Genomic DNA, 13916 nt, shown 5'->3' with positions numbered 1-13916 from the left:
CACCCGGTGCCGTCTGCGCACCTGCGATGCAGCCATGGATGTAACCAGCAACCCGATTGTGATTGTACTGCTCTGCTTCGGCGCCTACCTGGCCGGCTCGGTGCTGTTTGCCGTGCCCGTATGCCGCGCATGGCAGTTGCCCGATCCGCGCGCGCTGGGTTCCGGCAACCCCGGAGCCACCAACGTGTACCGGGCCGGCGGCTGGAAACCGGCGCTGATCACCCTAGCGCTGGATGCCTTCAAGGGCTGGCTACCGGTGTGGCTGGCGCACCTGGCGGGACTGTCCATCCTGGTGCAGGCCATGGTGGCCCTGTGCGCGGTAACCGGCCATATGATTCCGCTGTTCTACCGGTTCAAGGGCGGCAAGGGCGTGGCAACAGCCCTCGGGGCCGGCCTTGCGCTGGCACCGGTCACAACCCTGATCATGGCCGGCATCTGGCTGGTGATCATGTGGCGCTGGCGTATCTCTGCGCTGGCTTCATTGATTGCCATTGCCAGCGGGCCGGTCATCAGCGCCCTGCTGGAGCCGGACACCCTGCCCTTGTTTGGCCTGCTTACCCTGCTGATTGTGGTGCGCCACCGCAATAACCTGATCCGCCTGGCCCAGGGCCGGGAAACCGGTTTGTAATACTCAGTCTACAAGGCCGTTAGCCCGGGGCTCATTCACCGCCGGCAGGGTGTTCATCGGCCAGCGCGGCACCGACACAATCCGCTCACCGTCACGTTGCCCGGCCCTCAGCCGCTGGGCACCGGCGTAGGCAATCATGGCCCCGTTATCGGTACAGAATTCCGGGCGGGCATAGAACACTGAGCCGCGCAGCCTGGCGGCCATCTTCTCCAGCCCGGCCCGCAGCCGCTTGTTGGCACTCACGCCACCGGCAATCACCAGCCGCTTGCAGCCGGTTTGCTCCAGTGCCCGCTTGCATTTGATGGTCAGCGTGTCCACCACCGCCGCTTCGAAGGCCAGGGCGATATCGGCTTTTACCTGCTCGTCCAGGTTGCCGTTATCCCGGGCAGCATTCACGGTATTCAGGGTAAAGGTTTTCAGGCCACTGAAACTGAAGTCCAGGCCGGGGCGATCGGTCATCGGGCGCGGAAACCGGTAGATGCCATCGCGGCCCTTTTCGGCCAGCGCCGCCACCCGGGGGCCGCCGGGGTAATCCAGGCCCAGCATCTTGGCGGTTTTATCGAAAGCCTCACCGGCGGCGTCGTCTACCGATTCGCCCAGCATTTCATACTCGCCAATGCCGTCTACCCGCACCAGCTGGGTGTGGCCGCCGGATACCAGCAGCGCCACAAACGGAAATTCCGGGGGATTTTCTTCCAGCATGGGCGCCAGCAAATGGCCTTCCATGTGGTGCACACCCAGTACCGGAATATCCAGCGCAAAACCCAGGGCGTGGGCCACCGAGCCGCCCACCATCAACGCGCCGATCAGGCCCGGGCCGGCGGTGTAGGCAATGCCCTCGAGATCCTTGCGGGTTTTGCCGGCCTCGGCCAGCACCTGGTCGCACAGGGGCAACAATTTGCGCACGTGATCCCGCGAGGCCAGCTCCGGCACTACCCCGCCGTAGTCGGCGTGCATGTCAATCTGGCTGAACAGGGCGTGGGCCAGCAGCCCCTGCTCGTCATCAAACAGGGCAACGCCGGTTTCGTCGCAGGAGGTTTCAATACCAAGAATCAGCATAGTCAGGCCGTATCCGCAGGAGGAGAAATGAAAGCTGGCGGCATTTTAGCAGAAACCCGAAAGCCTCCGGCAGTTTCGTTGAACAATGATTGACCTCGGCAGGCCCAGCCGTTATCATTGCCGCCCTAAATTAGCACTGGTCGAGTTTTAGCCAATCTGACCAGGGATCGAGCCCGCATGGCAAAGGCCGGCGGAACCAATTGAAACCGAATCTATCAGGTAGGTGATTTTCGAATGCCAGCTGTTAAAGTGAAAGAGAATGAGCCGTTTGATGTAGCACTGCGTCGCTTCAAGCGTTCCTGCGAAAAGGCCGGTGTACTGTCTGAAGTACGTCGTCGTGAGCACTACGAGAAGCCGACCGCTGTACGTAAGCGCAAAGCAGCTGCCGCCGTTAAGCGTCATCTCAAGAAGCTTCAGCGTGAGCAGCGTAAGTTCGAGCGTCTGTACTGAGTTCAGAACGCATCGACAGCAAGACTGATTGCCGGAACGGCGTTTCGCCCTACCCGGCAAACTGAAAATGCCGCCGAGGCCTGGCTTCGGCGGCATTTTTGGCTATGGTGAATAGCGTTTTACCCCGGCACCCAGGCTGAAGTGGAGCCACCATGAGCGGACTGATCCCTCAACGATTTGTTGAAGACCTGCTGGATCGTATCGACCTGGCGGAGCTGATCGGTTCCCGCATTACCCTGAAAAAAGCCGGCGCAAATTACAAAGCCTGCTGCCCGTTCCACGACGAAAAAACACCTTCGTTCAACGTTCGGCCAGACAAAGGCTTCTATCACTGTTTCGGATGCGGCGCCCACGGCGATGCCATCAGCTTCGTTCGTGAGTTCGAGGGCCTCGGGTTTACCGAAGCAGTGGAAGAACTGGCCAGGCGCGCAGGGCTTGAAGTGCCTTACGACAAGGCCGCCAGGCAGGAAATGCAGCAAGCCCGGACGCTGACCGACGCGCTGGACTTTGCCAATCGCTTTTACCAGTCGGCCCTGGCCGGCCAGCAAGGCGCCTACGCCAGGGACTACCTGACACAGCGCGGACTGGATAATTCGATTATCCAGCAATACCAGATCGGCTTCGCCCCGGGCACAGGCACCGCCCTTTACGACGCAGCCCCGAAAGATCTGAAGGGCCCGCTGATTGAAACCCGGACGGTTTCCGATCAATACGGCCGCCCCAGAGACCTGTTTCGCAACCGGGTAATGTTCCCGATCCGGAACACCCGGGGCAAAACCGTCGCTTTCGGTGGTCGCACACTGGGCGACGACAAAGCCAAGTACATCAATTCGCCGGAATCGGACGTATTCCACAAGAGCCGTGAAATCTACGGCCTGTTCGAGGCCCGGCAAGCCATCCGCCAGCTGGACAAACTGCTGGTGGTGGAAGGCTATATGGACGTGATCGCCCTGGCCCAGCACGGCATTCACTACGCCGTTGCTACCCTGGGCACAGCGACCAACCAGGACAGCCTAAACGCCCTGCTGCGGCAGGTAAGACACATCGTATTCTGCTTTGACGGCGACCAGGCCGGCTTCCGTGCTGCCGACCGGGCCATGGAAAATGCCCTGGAACTGATGGCAGACGGCCTGCATCTGCAGTTCCTGATGCTGCCGCAAGGCGAAGACCCGGACACCCTGATCCGAAAAGAGGGTGCCAAGGCCTTCCAGAAACGCATAGACGGCGCCACTCCGCTCTCGCGCTACCTGTTTGACCGCCAGAGCGAAGGGCTCGACCTGCAACTGCCGGAACACCGGGGCGAACTGAGAGCCCGGGCCGAGCCGCTACTGAACAAAATGCCCCGCAGCACGCTGCGGGACGCCATGTGGCACGAAATGCTGCGACTGTGCGGCGGCCGCAACCAGTGGCAGAACCGCCAGCAAGGCCAGAACCACAAGGCCCAGGGCTGGCGCAACGAAGGCCAGAACCGGCCTTCAGAAGAACGCATTGACGTAAAGCTCAGCAAAGACAGCACCTTGTGCCTGGCCCTGCTGGAGGCGCCGGAACTGGCCACGGAAGTGAAAGCCCTGGCCGACCGCACAAGGCAACTGGAGCAGGCCGGCCGACTGGCCCGCTGGCTGCTGGAAAACAACATCCAGACCCGCAAAGCACTGGTAGCGGGACTGGCAACCGATAAGCAGGCCCGCGACAGGTTCTACAACCTGTTCGACGGACTGGAGCACATACCGGCACGGGAAAGCACACTGGCTGCTGCCAGAGAGCTGTTAAGCCCGAACGAAGAAGCCGCGCGCCAGCAAAGACTGGCAACCCTGCTCCGGAACCTGGCAACGCTCACCCCGGAACAGCGGGAAGAGCTGAGAACCCTCAGCGCGGGCACGTTAAACCCGAAAGCCGGGGAGTAAAACTTGAAACTATCGCAATTGATCACCATCTAACCGGTTGGTGGCAGCAAAACCAAGCGACAGCTATAATGGCTGTTTAACTTTTTTCCTTTTTAAAAGCGAGTTCACAGGGTGTCTATGTCAGGCAATTCGCAGAAATCACGTTTGAAAGACCTCATCGCACGAGGCAAGGAACAAGGTTACCTGACTTACGCCGAGGTAAACGACCACCTGCCGGAAGATATCGCAGACCCGGACCAGGTTGAAGATATTATTCGGATGATCAACGACATGGGTATCCAGGTGTGCGAAGAAACACCGGACGCCGATACCCTGCTGATGACCGAAGGCGATTCCACCGCAGACGAAGCCGCTGCCGCAGAAGCCGCCGCAGCCCTTGCCGCCGTGGAAACCGACGCCGGCCGCACCACCGACCCGGTGCGCATGTACATGCGCGAAATGGGTACTGTTGAACTGCTGACCCGCGAAGGCGAAATCGTTATCGCCAAGCGCATCGAAGAAGGCATCCGCGACGTCATGGCCGCCGTTGCCCACTTCCCGGGCACAGCTGGCACCGTAATCCAGGCCTACGACCGCATCATCGAGAACGAAGGCCGCATCAGCGACATCGTAACCGGCTTCCTTGACCCGGACGACGCCGAGCCGTTCATGGGCGAAGAAACCACCGAAGATACCTCTTCGGACGATTCCGACAGCGATGACGATGACGACGACACCTCCAGCGATGACGACAACGACAACGGCCCGGATCCGGAAGAGACCCGCCTGCGCTTCGAACTGCTGAAAGAAAAGCTCGACGCCGCCAACAAGGCCCTGGACAAGCACGGCCGCGGCCACAAGAAAACCCAGGAAGCCCTGAACGAACTGGGCCAGGTTTTCGCCCCGTTCAAACTGGCCAACAAGGCGTTTGACGAGCTGGTGAACGTGGTTCGCTCCACCAACGACCTGGTGCGCGAGAACGAGCGGGCGATCATGCAGATCTGCGTACGCGACTGCAAAATGCCCCGCAAAGACTTCATCAAGTGGTTCCCGGGCAACGAAATCGACCTTGAGTGGGCGAAAGAAATCGCCGCCACCAAGAAGCCATACGCCGCTGCCATCGGCGAGCGCATTGACGAAATCGTACGCCTGCAGAAACGCATCCAGAACGTGCAGACCGAAGTGGACCTGGACGTGGTCGACATCAAGGAAATCAACCGTCGCGTTTCTATCGGCGAAGCCAAGGCCCGCCGTGCCAAGAAAGAAATGGTCGAGGCCAACCTGCGTCTGGTTATCTCCATTGCCAAGAAGTACACCAACCGTGGCCTTCAGTTCCTGGACCTGATTCAGGAAGGCAACATCGGCCTGATGAAGGCCGTCGACAAGTTTGAATACCGTCGTGGCTACAAGTTTTCTACCTACGCCACCTGGTGGATCCGTCAGGCCATCACCCGCTCTATCGCGGACCAGGCCCGCACTATCCGGATTCCGGTGCACATGATCGAGACGATCAACAAGCTGAACCGTATTTCCCGCCAGATGCTGCAGGAAATGGGCCGCGAGCCCACACCGGAAGAGCTTGGCGAGCGCATGGAAATGCCGGAAGACAAGATCCGCAAGGTACTGAAGATCGCCAAAGAGCCGATCTCCATGGAAACGCCAATCGGTGACGATGAAGACAGCCATCTGGGCGATTTCATCGAAGATATCCAGGCCCTGTCGCCGGTGGATTCCGCCACCGCCGAAGGTCTGCGCGAAGCGACCCGCTCCGTGCTGGCCGGCCTGACCGCTCGCGAATCCAAGGTGCTGCGCATGCGCTTCGGTATCGAAATGAACACCGACCACACCCTGGAAGAAGTCGGCAAGCAGTTCGACGTAACCCGTGAGCGTATCCGTCAGATCGAAGCCAAGGCCCTGCGCAAACTGCGCCATCCTTCCCGCTCCGATCACCTGCGCGGCTTTATTGACGATCAGGGCAACGGTTAATCCGCAACACAGTAGCGGGCGCCACCCCTCGCGGGTATAATGGCGCCCGTTTTGCTTTCCGGGCCTATAGCTCAGTTGGTTAGAGCAGGGGACTCATAATCCCTTGGTCGCTGGTTCGAGTCCAGCTGGGCCCACCATTTCTTAAATTTCTGTAATCTTTACCCCGCTTTTACCGGACTTCACCGGAACACAAAACACCCCGCAAAGCCCCGCCGTTACTGGCCTACAGCCTGAAAGGCCAGCCACAAAGCCCCGCCCTTTGTTCTGAATTGTTCCACAGACTACCGCTAGAAACCGCCGATAGGTGGGGGTATCGTTGGGGGTATCTGGGCCGGGCCCCGGATTTTGACCCCAAAAATACCCCCAACATGGAGGCCAAACCCATGACCAGAGCGGCCAACAAGCTGACGGAAACGGCTGTAAAACACGCCACATTCAGCAAATACGGCAAGCGCACCAAGCTGGCGGACGGGGCCGGGCTGTATCTGGACATTCAGAAAGCGGGCCGGTACTGGCGGCTGAAATACCGCTATGGCGGAAAAGAAAAGCTGTTAGCCCTGGGGGTATATCCTGACGTTTCCCTGAAGGAAGCCCGCGCCAAACGCGACGAGGCAAAGCGCCTGCTGGCGGACAATATCGACCCAGTGACCCACCGCCAGCGAGAGAAAGCCGAACGGGTAGAGGCAACCGTTACCACCTTCAAGGGCATTGCCCTGGAATGGCTGGAGCACGTACACAAGAAAAACGTAGGGGCCACCACATACCCCAAAAACAAACGCCGCCTTGAAATGTACGCCTACCCCAAACTAGGCCGCCGCCCCATGGCTGAGATTGAGCCGCCGGACGTTCTGGCGATACTCCGAGAGATTGAAGGCAAGGGCCACGTAGACAACGCCCACCGGCTGAAAACCCTGATAGGCCAGGTTTTCCGTTACGCCGTGAGTACAGGCCGGGCAACGCGGGACGTTACCGCAGACCTTCGGGGCATTCTTCCCGCGCCAAACGTAAAGCACCACGCCGCAGTGACCACCCCTGACGAAATCGCGGACATGCTCAAAAAGATTGATACCTACTGGGGGAGCCCTACGGTATGCCTGGCCCTGAAGTTATCACCGTACCTGTTTCTGAGGCCCGGCAACCTTCGCCAAATGCGCTGGGATGAAATCGACTGGCCCGCCGCCACCTGGACAACGGACACCACGAAAAACGGGGAACCCTTGGTTGTTCCACTGGCCCGCCAGGCAATCACCCTGCTGAAAGAGCTACAAGAGCTTAACGGCAAGCGTGAATGGGTATTCCCGAGCGGAGCAGGCAAGGGCCGCCCCATGAGTGAGAACGCCATTACAGGGGCCCTTAACCGGCTGGAGCTTCAGGGCATCATGTCTGCCCACGGCTTCCGGGCCATGGCGAAAACGGTACTTACCGAGCGCCTGGGCTTCCGAACGGAAATCATAGAAATGCAGATGGCCCACCGGGTAAGGGACGTACACGGCAGAGCCTACAACCGGACAACCTGGCTACCTGAACGCCAGGCCATGATGCAGCAATGGGCCGATTACCTGGACAACCTGAAGAAGCCAGACAACAACGTGACACCGATCCACCAGACCGCCAGCAAATAAACCAAGGGGGAACCACCATGCTCGACACCACCGGCATAGATATGATGACCAGCGCACACACCCGAACAACCGCCATTCTTGACGCCTTGTCGCTATACCTGGAAACCGCCCAAGGTGAAGGCATAGACGGTATAACCGCTGATAAGGTGGCCGCCTTAGTCTGGCAAGCCCAAATCAACATGGGAGACCTTCAGGACGGAATCACAGAGACCACCGCCACCCTGAAAGCACTGACAGAGGCCCGCCAGCAATGACCACAACGCAGCGTTACACAGTCGAAAGCTTCACCACCGGAGAGCGCAGGACAGTGACCGCCCCTGATGCCTGGGCCGCGCTGGCGGATCTGCCGGGCCCATGCTTTACCGTGGTTCGCCGGGCTGGCGGACAGTATGCAGCCGTTACCGATGGGGGCGGAGCTTTCCCGGTAGCCGGGGAGCATATCGCCAGCACACCGGAAGCCGCCGCCGCTTCAATCCGCCAGCACTACGCAGCCATTACAGCCGCAGCATAAAACCAGTTTGGGCCGCGCCTATCCCGGCCAGGAGAAAAGCGGGCACCCTACCCGCCTGGCGCGGCCTTCCCACATAGGGGCGCTGAAGGGGGCGCAATGAAACCACTGATTAGAAAATCCTGGTACACCCTGACGGAAGCTGCCGACTACCTTACCGAAGGCACAAAGGGCCGCCGCCCGGTATCCGTTGCCAATCTGCTGCAAATGGCTGAAGAAGGAGCCGTTACCCTAACCCTTCAAACGTTTGCCGATACCCCCGGAGAAACCGGCGAACTTGTTGCCTACGCCCACGATTTCCCGTCGCCTACCGCCCCGGAACTTGCGCCCGCCGGGGCACGCGTTGAATTTTACGATGCCGAAGAAAGCCGGGGCCGTAAATTGCGGGTATGCCCCCTGAATGACAATGGGCCGCCCTTCCTGGCCTGGCAACCCGGAGAACGCGTAATAGTCGAAAGCGGACAATCGACATTGTCTTACATGGTTACAAACCGGGCCCTATTCCGGTTTTGGTGGCGGTTATCGCTGAAGGCGGACACCTTCGACCCCTCGCAACTTATAGCCGCTGCAAAATCTGACGAACCCCAATTAATGGCCCGCTGGATTTACTTTGTAGAAACCCATGAAGAACGTGAGTATTTTTTTAGAACCCCTCTTGCCGCCCTGCCGAATGATGCTTTGTTAGGCATTACCGCCGAGCAATTAGAGGCCCTGCTACCCGGCAACGCCGCTGAACACGCTGGCGAACCTATGCCCGCATTCCCTGACAACACCCCGGAGGATATAGGCTTGTTGCTTGATGCCTGGCGCTTGTTTTGGACAAACGCCACCCCAAGGGATCGAAGCACCAGACCAGACCGGGGCCAGGTTGTGGCATGGCTGGAGGGCCACGGGATGAGCGGTAAGTTAGCAGACGCCGGGGCCACCATGATTACCCCGGACTGGGCCCGAAAAGGAGGAAGAAAATAGAACCCCTACACCCTTAAACCGCCTGATTTTACTGGCGGCCCGCCAGTTTTTGAGCAAAACCCCTGCACCCCTTCCACCTGTTTCAGCACCGCCAGCAATTAGAGGATTGCCCCGAACCTAACCGGAACCAAGGGGTAATCCGACATGACCGCACAACCGCAAACCGTAGACACCACCCGCCAGCACATTGACCGCATGTTGCGCCGTAAGGAAGTGGAGGCTATTACCGGCCTTGGACGCAGCGCAATCTATGAAGGCATGGCCGCTGGCACCTTCCCAAAAAACGTAAAAATCGGGGCCCGCGCCGTGGCCTGGCCGGAGCCGTTAATTAGGGCTTGGATTGCTGAGCGCATGGAAGGGGGCCAGGCATGAAAACGGCACCCGCCCCCGAAGGGGCAAGGCACCAGACCCAAACCCAGTATAGCAACGCCACTGCTGGCGGATATGCCGAGCGCCTGGATTCAATCCGCGCCGCCCTGCTGGAAGCGGGCATAGAACCGGCCAACCCTGACGCCCTGCTGTCCCGGCTGGCTGATGCTGAAGGCAAGCCGGTACGGTTTGGCACCGCCAGCAAGCCCCGCAGTAAAAACGGCTGGCTGATTGCCTACCATGACCGGGGCCTGCCCTTTGTCGTTATCGCCGGAGACTGGAGCACCGGAGCTGAAACAAAGTGGGTAGCCGGAACCGGGGATACCCTGAACCCTGCCGAGCGCCGGGAACTGAAGCGCCGGATGGCGGAAGCCAAACGGGCCAGGGAGGAAGAACAGGCCCGGCAATGGGAAGCCAGAGCAGCCGCAGCCGCCCGCCACTGGCATTCCTGCACCCCGGCAGACCCGTTGCACCCGTATCTGCAACGCAAAGGCATACAGCCCCACAGAGCCCGCCAGCTAGGCCGGGAGCTTGTGTTACTGCTGGCGGACTTCAACGGCAAAGCATGGAGCCTGCAAACGATAGACGAGGCCGGGGATAAACGGCTGATGGCTGGCGGTAAGAAGGCCGGTAATTTCATCGTAGTGGATGGCCCCGACTATCCCGCCCGCGTATTGATCTGTGAAGGCTGGGCCACCGGCTGCACCCTGGCAGAGATAGACCCCGCCGCCCTGGTACTGGCCGCCGTGGATTGCGGCAACCTTCAGACCGTTACCACTGGAGCCCGTAACCGCTGGCCTGATGCTGACCTGATTGTGTGCGGAGATGATGACCGGCAGACACCGGGCAACCCCGGAGCCGCAGCCGCAAGGGCCGCCGCGCTGGCTGCCGGGGCACGGTTCGCCCTGCCGGAATGGCCGCCAGCTGCACCGCTGCACTTGTCAGACTTCAATGATCTGCACAACTGGCAAGGGGGGCGGTAATGACCAAACAGCCGCCCATCACAGCGACAGACCCCAGAACCAACCTAAGCGCCCCGCTGCCGGGTATTGATACAGCCCCTATTCCACTGGCAGGAAGAACCCCGCCGCCACCCTACCCCGTGGACGCCCTGGGGGAGCTGCTGGGCAACGCGGCAAAGGCCCTGGCCTATTACGTTCAAACCCCGCTAGGCATGGCCGCCCAATCTGTCCTGGCGGTTACTTCGCTGGCGGTACAGGGCCACGCCAACGTAAAGAAGGGCAACGTAGGGACAAGCCCCACAACTTTGTACTGTCTGACCATAGCCGCCAGCGGGGAGCGTAAGAGTTCTCTCGATAGCCAGGCTATGAAGCCCATCTATGAATATCAGGCAGAGCGCCGGGCAGAATATGAAACCCTGATGGCGGAATACCGGGCCGATCTGGAAGCCCACGAAATGCGCTACAAGAGCATAGTGGGGAGCTACAAGGGAAGCGGCAAGAAACCCCGCCCGCTAACCCATGACGAGCAGCAAGCCCTATCGGCTGACCTGGCGGAGCTGGAAAAGAACCGGCCAACCCCGCCACCGCGCCCCCATATCCTGATGGAAGAACCCACCGCAGAGGGAATCTATAAACACTTCCTTGATGCCTTGGCTACCGCTGGCCTGTTTTCGGATGAAGGCGGGGCATTTTTCAGCGGGCACGGCATGGCAGACGAGGCCAAGGGCCGGATTATTACCATGCTCTCCCAACTATGGGACGGGAAGCCCATCACCCGCACCAGAGCAGGGGCCGGGGAGTCTGGCGTACTGGCAGGCCGCCGCCTGGCTGCCCACCTGATGATACAGCCGGTTATCGCTGACAAAGTATTGTCAGACCGCCTGATGATGGGGCAAGGCTTTCTTGCCCGCTTCCTGGTATGCAGTGACCGGTCATTGGTGGGTAGTCGCTTCTTATCAGGCCGCGCCAACGATGAAAGCGCCGCCAGTGACCCGGCTATTACCCGTTTCTGGGACGCCCTGGGGGAGCTTATCCGCCAGCCCCTGCCCACTGATGAAGCCGGGGAGCTGGAGCCGGAAACCCTGTCCATTGCCGGGCCCGCCTTTGATGCCTGGGTAACTGTGCACGATTCCATAGAGGAACAGCTGTCACCGCATGGGGAGCTGTCCGTAATACGGGAGTTTGCCGCCAAAGCTGCCGACAACGCCGCCCGGATCGCTGCTGTCCTGTCCTACGTTGAAACCCGGTCAGCACCAACCCCGGAGCATATCGACCGGGCCGCCGAGCTGATGCAGTACTACCTGCTAACCATGATCCAGCGAACGCAGGAAGCCGCACACAGCACGACCGAGCATGAAGCCCGAGAGCTGGCGGACTGGATCAGGCAGAACGGGGGAGAGCTGAGCGCCGATGGCTTCAAGAAACTACCGGCTGCCTACCGAAAAGCCACCAAAGCACGGGAGCTGCTGAGCCTTCTGGTGGACTATGGCCACGCCTTTGTTTCCGTCACTGGCCCCAACAACAAACCCCGCGCCTGGAAGCTGAGGGAGGGCCCGGACAATGTTTGATCTGATGGGAGCGATAAGGCAACGGCGGAAAGCCCAAACGCCACCCCTTGCGGATTCTGCGGAAACTGCGGAAAGCCCACAACCACGGGCCGGAGAGCTTGCGGAAGGTTTGCGGAAAACTGCGGATAACTGCGGGCCCGGGATTTTTTCCGCAACTCTCCGCAAAAATCCGCAAACGCCAAAAGCCAGCGAACCCCCGGAAACAAAGGGCTGCCGGGAGTTTTCCGCAAATCCGCAAAATCCGCAGACCCTTGCGGGGAAGAATGGACAGAACCCCGATACCGTTCTTATGGAGATAGCCACAACCTTGAAGGCTGACGCCCATATGTTGCGGGCCCTTCTGTCTGATGACGATATGCAGGCCATAGCCGAGAACTGCCCCGGTTATGACCGGGCCCGGCTGGCGGATTACTTCAGGCTGATGGAGGCCCACGGCAAGCCCCTACACGACGTAGAGCACCACCTTACCCAACTGGTACGCCAGGGCACCGCCAGAAACCGCCAGAAGGCCCGGCAAGGCAAAGAGCTTGAACAGGCATGGCGGGCCGCGCATGAATCATTTCTGAATCACGCCATGGCCTGCCCTGCCTGCAACGCACCACAAGGCCGCTACTGTTACACCGGTGCGGCACTTCGCCGGGCTTACCTTCAGGCATACCAGAACACAGACCAGCCGGAGCAATGACCATGACCAACGTAACCCCGCTACACCCTGCCCACCGGCTACGGAGCGCACAAGAAACCTTACGCAGCCGGGCCAAGCCTACCCCCTGCCCCTATTCAATGGAGGACATGAGGGCCGCCCCGCTGCTGCTGGCGACACCGCCCGGCTATCAACCCCAGATCGACACCACCACCCGCCAAGTATTGGCCGCCCTGCTGCAAGACCTGGAGGAGCACCGGGACTGCTGGCACGACCCCATGACCAACCCTGACGCCTGGTTGTGTGCCGGATACATTCACGAAACCCTGCAAGCCCTGCTATCCCAAGCCGGGCACACCAAGGGGTAAGCGCTACCGCCAGCGGATCACCCACAACAAGCCGGGCCCTGCTGGCGGATAACCCCAAGGTACTGTAAGCGGGCAACCCGCCACGGGGGCGCAGAACCGCACTTTCTGGCAAATTATCCGGGGCCCATGGCCTTCACCACCACAGACCACAAAGCCCCGCCCTGCCTGCCTGAAGCACTGGCGAACGTGGCGAACCACACAGCCGCACCCTGCTGGCGGACAAACCCCAAGGTACTCCGGCGGGCCAGAGCTGTACGGGGGCGCAGAACCGCAGATTTCGAGAGTTTTTTACAGCATATAGCGGTTGTTGGTGTCTGATTGCCGGGGCCCCCGGCACCTACCGCCAACCGCCGGGACGGGGCAACCACGCGGTTTCTGTCAGTTTTTCGGGGCCACTGGGCCGCCACCAGCACCGCACACAAACCCGCGCCATTACTGGATTCACTGCTGACGATGCTGCCGGTTTGCCTGGACAGAAAAGGTACTCCCAGACTAGGGCCGCAGTGGGTAGCGCAGAGCCCGGAACCGCGCTACATACGGAACCGGAGCCGGGCCGGTTGTTGTTGATACCGGGGGGCGGTCAAATCCCTGACGCTCCCAAGGGCTCGACCGCGTGCCCTAGCCAGATTTTTGCGCGGGAGAAATAAGGAAACTTTTTTCGAGGGGGTACGCCGCTGGATTTTGCCCGTATGAGTTCCGGAGACTGCCGGGGGTAGCCGGTTATTTTTGGGGGTACTTATGGGGGTATTTCCGAACACCCCAGACAACCACCCGCAGAATTATCAGACAGTTACAGCCGGACTTCGGGGGAAGCTGGGCCCACCATTATTTTCAATAGCTTACCCGCATCTTCTTAAAACCCCTCTTGGCCAAGCCCACTAGTTGCGGTAGGAATGCCTCT

14 protein-coding genes and 1 tRNA gene are annotated in these 13916 nt (G+C 60.2%); 14 read left to right on the top strand and 1 reads right to left on the bottom strand.

The window, feature by feature from the left end; all coding sequences use genetic code 11:
- Positions 1-34 precede the first annotated feature (34 nt).
- Positions 35-628, top strand: a complete 594-nt coding sequence (plsY, locus tag B2589_RS01515; RefSeq protein ID WP_058340009.1) for a glycerol-3-phosphate 1-O-acyltransferase PlsY — start codon at positions 35-37, stop codon at positions 626-628.
- 3 nt (positions 629-631) lie between these two features.
- Here plsY and tsaD read toward each other — a convergent pair whose 3' ends face one another.
- Positions 632-1687 (bottom strand): tRNA (adenosine(37)-N6)-threonylcarbamoyltransferase complex transferase subunit TsaD, encoded by a 1056-nt coding sequence (tsaD, locus tag B2589_RS01510; RefSeq protein ID WP_286815393.1) that lies wholly within the window; start codon positions 1685-1687, stop codon positions 632-634.
- A gap of 234 nt (positions 1688-1921) precedes the next feature.
- On the opposite strand from tsaD, the gene rpsU reads away from it, so the two are divergent.
- The 13 genes from rpsU (at position 1922) to B2589_RS01445 (ending at position 13015) form a co-directional block, all read left to right on the top strand.
- On the top strand, positions 1922-2137 hold the full coding sequence (gene rpsU / locus B2589_RS01505) for a 30S ribosomal protein S21 (protein WP_007153483.1): 216 nt from the start codon (positions 1922-1924) through the stop codon (positions 2135-2137).
- Positions 2138-2289: 152 nt separating this feature from the next.
- Positions 2290-4041, top strand: a complete 1752-nt coding sequence (gene dnaG / locus B2589_RS01500; RefSeq protein WP_286815392.1) for a DNA primase — start codon at positions 2290-2292, stop codon at positions 4039-4041.
- 117 nt (positions 4042-4158) lie between these two features.
- Complete coding sequence (gene rpoD, locus B2589_RS01495; protein ID WP_058339905.1) at positions 4159-6006, top strand: RNA polymerase sigma factor RpoD; 1848 nt, start codon at positions 4159-4161, stop codon at positions 6004-6006.
- 60 nt (positions 6007-6066) lie between these two features.
- A tRNA-Ile gene (locus B2589_RS01490) sits at positions 6067-6143 on the top strand.
- A gap of 246 nt (positions 6144-6389) precedes the next feature.
- On the top strand, positions 6390-7628 hold the full coding sequence (locus tag B2589_RS01485; RefSeq protein ID WP_286815391.1) for a tyrosine-type recombinase/integrase: 1239 nt from the start codon (positions 6390-6392) through the stop codon (positions 7626-7628).
- Positions 7629-7645: 17 nt separating this feature from the next.
- Positions 7646-7882, top strand: a complete 237-nt coding sequence (locus B2589_RS01480; protein ID WP_286815390.1) for a hypothetical protein — start codon at positions 7646-7648, stop codon at positions 7880-7882.
- Positions 7879-8139 carry a hypothetical protein gene (locus tag B2589_RS01475; RefSeq protein ID WP_286815389.1) on the top strand — a complete coding sequence of 87 codons (261 nt, stop codon included), beginning with the start codon at positions 7879-7881 and terminating at the stop codon, positions 8137-8139. Before B2589_RS01480 ends, B2589_RS01475 begins: the two co-directional genes overlap by 4 nt.
- Before the next feature lie 96 nt (positions 8140-8235).
- Entirely contained in the window at positions 8236-9105 is an 870-nt protein-coding gene (locus tag B2589_RS01470) for a hypothetical protein (protein ID WP_286815388.1), read from the top strand.
- A 144-nt stretch (positions 9106-9249) separates the two neighbouring features.
- Positions 9250-9477, top strand: coding sequence for a helix-turn-helix transcriptional regulator (locus tag B2589_RS01465; RefSeq protein ID WP_286815387.1), 228 nt, complete (start codon positions 9250-9252; stop codon positions 9475-9477).
- A complete protein-coding gene (locus tag B2589_RS01460; protein ID WP_286815386.1) occupies positions 9474-10457 on the top strand; it encodes a toprim domain-containing protein in 984 nt (327 codons plus the stop codon). Before B2589_RS01465 ends, B2589_RS01460 begins: the two co-directional genes overlap by 4 nt.
- Entirely contained in the window at positions 10457-12004 is a 1548-nt protein-coding gene (locus B2589_RS01455; protein WP_286815385.1) for a YfjI family protein, read from the top strand. Before B2589_RS01460 ends, B2589_RS01455 begins: the two co-directional genes overlap by 1 nt.
- Before the next feature lie 307 nt (positions 12005-12311).
- Complete coding sequence (locus tag B2589_RS01450; RefSeq protein WP_286815384.1) at positions 12312-12689, top strand: hypothetical protein; 378 nt, start codon at positions 12312-12314, stop codon at positions 12687-12689.
- A 2-nt stretch (positions 12690-12691) separates the two neighbouring features.
- Positions 12692-13015 carry a hypothetical protein gene (locus tag B2589_RS01445; protein ID WP_286815383.1) on the top strand — a complete coding sequence of 108 codons (324 nt, stop codon included), beginning with the start codon at positions 12692-12694 and terminating at the stop codon, positions 13013-13015.
- Positions 13016-13916 lie beyond the last annotated feature (901 nt).

It is taken from the genome of Marinobacter sp. UBA3607 (assembly GCF_002375525.1).
Taxonomy (GTDB): Bacteria; Pseudomonadota; Gammaproteobacteria; order Pseudomonadales; family Oleiphilaceae; genus Marinobacter; species Marinobacter vinifirmus.
This window is presented reverse-complemented; position numbering and strand designations above follow the sequence as displayed.

Excerpts from the sequence above, each read along its gene's own strand:
- rpoD (WP_058339905.1), top strand. The coding sequence starts at position 4,159 with ATGTCAGGCAATTCGCAGAAATCACGTTTGAAAGACCTCATCGCACGA.
- B2589_RS01455 (WP_286815385.1), top strand. The coding sequence starts at position 10,457 with ATGACCAAACAGCCGCCCATCACAGCGACAGACCCCAGAACCAACCTA.
- B2589_RS01465 (WP_286815387.1), top strand. The coding sequence starts at position 9,250 with ATGACCGCACAACCGCAAACCGTAGACACCACCCGCCAGCACATTGAC.
- tsaD (WP_286815393.1), bottom strand. The coding sequence starts at position 1,687 with ATGCTGATTCTTGGTATTGAAACCTCCTGCGACGAAACCGGCGTTGCC.
- dnaG (WP_286815392.1), top strand. The coding sequence starts at position 2,290 with ATGAGCGGACTGATCCCTCAACGATTTGTTGAAGACCTGCTGGATCGT.
- plsY (WP_058340009.1), top strand. The coding sequence starts at position 35 with ATGGATGTAACCAGCAACCCGATTGTGATTGTACTGCTCTGCTTCGGC.
- B2589_RS01470 (WP_286815388.1), top strand. The coding sequence starts at position 8,236 with ATGAAACCACTGATTAGAAAATCCTGGTACACCCTGACGGAAGCTGCC.
- B2589_RS01485 (WP_286815391.1), top strand. The coding sequence starts at position 6,390 with ATGACCAGAGCGGCCAACAAGCTGACGGAAACGGCTGTAAAACACGCC.
- B2589_RS01480 (WP_286815390.1), top strand. The coding sequence starts at position 7,646 with ATGCTCGACACCACCGGCATAGATATGATGACCAGCGCACACACCCGA.
- B2589_RS01445 (WP_286815383.1), top strand. The coding sequence starts at position 12,692 with ATGACCAACGTAACCCCGCTACACCCTGCCCACCGGCTACGGAGCGCA.
- rpsU (WP_007153483.1), top strand. The coding sequence starts at position 1,922 with ATGCCAGCTGTTAAAGTGAAAGAGAATGAGCCGTTTGATGTAGCACTG.
- B2589_RS01460 (WP_286815386.1), top strand. The coding sequence starts at position 9,474 with ATGAAAACGGCACCCGCCCCCGAAGGGGCAAGGCACCAGACCCAAACC.
- B2589_RS01475 (WP_286815389.1), top strand. The coding sequence starts at position 7,879 with ATGACCACAACGCAGCGTTACACAGTCGAAAGCTTCACCACCGGAGAG.